This is a genomic window from Mycobacterium sp. 1465703.0, assembly GCF_001672975.1.
In the GTDB taxonomy this organism is placed as follows: domain Bacteria; phylum Actinomycetota; class Actinomycetes; order Mycobacteriales; family Mycobacteriaceae; genus Mycobacterium.
On record NZ_LZKU01000293.1, the window covers coordinates 1 to 2,740 of the forward strand.

The 2,740-nt window shown below is 62.2% G+C and carries 3 protein-coding genes and 1 pseudogene; 3 read left to right on the forward strand and 1 reads right to left on the reverse strand.

Features of this window, described 5'->3' with window-relative positions; translation table 11 throughout:
- Positions 1-182, reverse strand: a pseudogene (locus A5625_RS30410) (mammalian cell entry protein); the annotation flags it as partial.
- Positions 183-1,029: 847 nt separating this feature from the next.
- Between A5625_RS30410 and A5625_RS27515 the strand changes: the two are divergent.
- From A5625_RS27515 to A5625_RS27525, 3 genes are all read left to right on the forward strand, one after another.
- The gene (locus A5625_RS27515) at positions 1,030-1,803 is read left to right on the forward strand and encodes an ESX secretion-associated protein EspG (RefSeq protein ID WP_197516254.1); all 774 of its coding nucleotides are present in this window, start codon (positions 1,030-1,032) and stop codon (positions 1,801-1,803) included.
- A 146-nt stretch (positions 1,804-1,949) separates the two neighbouring features.
- Entirely contained in the window at positions 1,950-2,408 is a 459-nt protein-coding gene (locus tag A5625_RS27520; protein ID WP_156748633.1) for a YbaB/EbfC family nucleoid-associated protein, read from the forward strand.
- 3 nt (positions 2,409-2,411) lie between these two features.
- Positions 2,412-2,702 (forward strand): WXG100 family type VII secretion target, encoded by a 291-nt coding sequence (locus tag A5625_RS27525; RefSeq protein ID WP_067001992.1) that lies wholly within the window; start codon positions 2,412-2,414, stop codon positions 2,700-2,702.
- The last annotated feature ends 38 nt before the right edge of the window (positions 2,703-2,740 follow it).

The window sequence follows — 2,740 nt, forward strand, 5'->3', positions numbered from 1 at the left end:
GGTGCGCCGCCGCCGGGCACGGGTTTGAATGGTGCGCCGCCGCCGGGCACGGGTTTGAATGGTGCGCCGCCGCCGGGCACGGGTTTGAATGGTGCGCCGCCGCCGGGTGCCGGTCTGGGTTCGAATGGTGCGCCGCCGCCCGGTGCGGCAGCTAACACCGGCAGCGGACTAAGCGGCGCCACAAGCAATCCCGGTCTATCCGGCCTAACCAACGCCCTGAGCGGCTTGGGGCAAAGCGCATCAGAAGCACTCCAGCCGCTCCAACAGGCGCTGAATGGGGCGCAAAATCATCAGCCTCCGTTAGGTGGTCCGCAGGGCCTTGATCCCAAGGGGTTGGACGCGTTGTCGAAGCAGGGCGCCGATCTTGGCCATGCCGGTGGTGGCGCGGGGACGGGGCCCGAAGGGCACGGGGGATCGCTGTCGCCCGCTGGTGCACCGGTGGCCGCGGTGGGCAAGACAGCACCTGAACCTGTCGGTTCTGGCCTATCGAGTCCGAATATGCCACAAGGCGTCGGCGGCGCCCCTGGTTCCGTGCCGGGTGGCGGGGGCGGCGGTGCGGGACAACGCGGGCCTGCTGGCAAGGATCACAAGGCGAATAAGACCTTGCGCCGCACGAAGAATGGCGAGCTGGTGATGGGTGACCCCGACGCTGTTGTCCCGGTAATCGGCGACGATGGCCCGGACGAGCTCCAGCCCACACCACAGCCGGCTGCACCGGTAGCACGCCAGGTGCCTCGGCCGCCGATGGCGGGCAGCCGGTCGGGCCGCACGGGATTCGAGCAGGTCGCGGAGTTTGGTCGGTGAGCTTGCTTCAGTCGGTGACAGTATTCGGTCCGGTTGACGCCGGCAGCTACCGGCGTCAGCGCGAACCAACCGCGTTCGGTCCACCGGCGCAGCGTGCGCCCACGATTCGGCCTCCGCTATTGAGCGTTACTGCGGGTCGCTCCATGTCCTGCGACCGCTGGAGTGATTATGCGCCAGTGCTCTTTCGGTCGTTTGCATCGGCCGGCGGATGGTTCAGGTGATCGCGTGAGTCGAGTGCTGTTAAGTCAGGTGGGCACGCTGGATCTGCGGGATTTGAGCGTCATCAATGAGTTTCAGGGGCGCGACTTTCTGCCATACCCGTTCATGTTCACGCAGCCTTCGCGTTTCGCTACTCGAGACGATGCTTTGGCGTACTCCAACACTGTGCCGGATAGGTTCAATTATGGAGACCTGAACGATTTCCATAAGTGCGTGACCGTCTACGATGCCGCGGATATCTGGGTGGAATGCCACGTTCAGTTCATCCCGGCTGATACGCCCAGTGTGCGTGTATTGGCGTACCGAGCGGGGGAACTCGGTTTCTTCGCGGCGCAGCAGCCGGAGGCCGATCTGATTGATTTCTACACTGTATCGCCGTACGACTTGGGTGAGGCGATTTGCGACGCGGTTTCGTTGATCGAACCGGGGCGCCACGAGAAGATCGTGGTACCGGAATACGCTCGGCGCGTCCAGGCCGAATTTGACAGCGGTGACTTCGTAGTGCGGCATCGATCCGCTCGGCGGGACGAGGTGATAATCCCGGCCGACTCGGTGACGGCGTATGCGACGGTCCAAAGTCATTGCCGCCCAAAGCGAAAATGGGGACGTGATCGCGCCAAAGAATCGGTGGTGTGGGTACGAATCGACAACGAGGCGGAATATATTTTTGAGCCGGATGCATCCCATGCTAAGCCCATGACGAGGTCGATCTTGCACGAGCGAATCGATCAACTCATCGCCGACGATGTCGCAACCCTGCGTGAAGCTTATCGTGGTTAGCTCATCGTTGTCCGCCGCAAGTGCGGAGGGTCAACGACCCGCCACGGGCGGCTCGCATTGCTCCGAGGTGGCGATCGCTATGGCCGACCCGACCCGCCCGAACAGGCCAACATTGGCCAAATTCACTGTGGAGAGAGGATATTGCCGTGGACAGCGATGGCCTACGTGGGGAATTGGGTCATATGTTCTCGCTTGTGCAGGAGCAGATGCGGGAAATGGTGGTGATGCAGCAGAAGCAGACGGCGTTAACCGCGACGGGCACCGCCGCCGATGGGATGGTGAAGGTGAGTGTCGATGCGCGCCGGATTGTGACCAAGACCGTGATCGACGAGTCGTACTTGGATGAGTTCGAGTTTGCTGATCTTAGTGGGCACATCACTGATGCGGCGCAGTCGGCGGTCCAAGAGATCGAGCAGCGGTCGGCGGATTTGTTGGCGCCGTTAACCGAGCGACGGCAACAGATTTCATTGATGGCCGGACGGAGCGGGGATGTGCCCGATTTCGCCGGGCTGTTAGCGGGATTCAACTCGTCGACCGCCGACTCGCCGCGCGATGAGGGCGACGGCATGGAAGAACACTCGACCTTCCCGACAGTGAGGAGATAGCTGATGGCCGATCCGTTGAGCGTGAATCCCGATGAACTGCGTAAGGCCGGCGGTGACTTGGGTGATGTCAGCGCCGGATTCAAGCAGGTGTTCACGTCGTTGACGAATAATCTTGCAGCGTTGGGCTCGCCGTGGGGGGATGACAAGACGGGCGACCGGTTCGCTGATGGTGATAGCGGTTATTTGGCGCAGAAGGATTGGGTGTCTGAATCGATCGACGCCAAAGCCAAACTCCTGGATTCCTACGCGCAGAACCTGTCGAGCGCGGCGAGTGACTTTGAGCAAAACGGCTAGTGACGTTTTGGGCCGGTTTGGGCGTGTGCTGGGCTCGA